The organism is Pseudomonas sp. KCJK9058 (assembly GCF_046230975.1).
Lineage (GTDB): Bacteria > Pseudomonadota > Gammaproteobacteria > Pseudomonadales > Pseudomonadaceae > Aquipseudomonas > Aquipseudomonas alloputida.
The window spans coordinates 1-665 of record NZ_JBJJLR010000120.1 but is presented as its reverse complement, the minus strand read 5'-3'; the positions used below and the strand labels follow the sequence as shown (position 1 = coordinate 665).

Here is a 665-nt window from a genome sequence, read left to right as displayed (position 1 = left end):
GCCTACAACTGGCAGGTGATCCGCAACGTCGACGGCCACGATGCCGAAGAAATCAAGATGGCCATCGAGACCGCCCGCAAGAGCGATCGCCCGACCCTGATCTGCTGCAAGACCACCATCGGTTTCGGTTCGCCGAACAAGCAGGGCAAGGAAGACTGCCACGGTGCCCCGCTGGGCAACGACGAAATCGCCCTGACCCGCCAGGCCCTGAACTGGAACCACGGCCCGTTCGAAATCCCGGCCGACATCTACGCCGAGTGGGATGCCAAGGCCGCCGGTGCCAAGGTTGAAGCCGAGTGGAACCAGCGCTTCGAGGCCTACGCCAAGGCCTACCCGGAGCTGGCTGCCGAGTTCAAGCGCCGTGCCAGCGGCGAGCTGCCGGCCGACTTCAGCGAAAAGGCCCAGGCCTACATCAACGAAGTGGCTGCCAAAGGCGAAACCATCGCCAGCCGCAAGGCCAGCCAGAACGCCCTGAACGCCTTCGGCCCGCTGCTGCCCGAGTTCCTCGGCGGTTCGGCTGACCTGGCCGGCTCCAACCTGACCCTGTGGAAAGGTTGCAAGGGCGTCGAAGCCAATGACGCCAGCGGCAACTACGTGTTCTACGGCGTGCGCGAGTTCGGCATGACCGCCATCATGAACGGCGTTGCCCTGCACGGTGGCCTGGT

Annotated in this window: 1 pseudogene; it reads left to right on the top strand. The window is 64.8% G+C overall.

Annotated features, from left to right (window positions below):
• Positions 1-665 (top strand): annotated as a pseudogene (locus ACK59Z_RS25850) (transketolase); the annotation flags it as partial.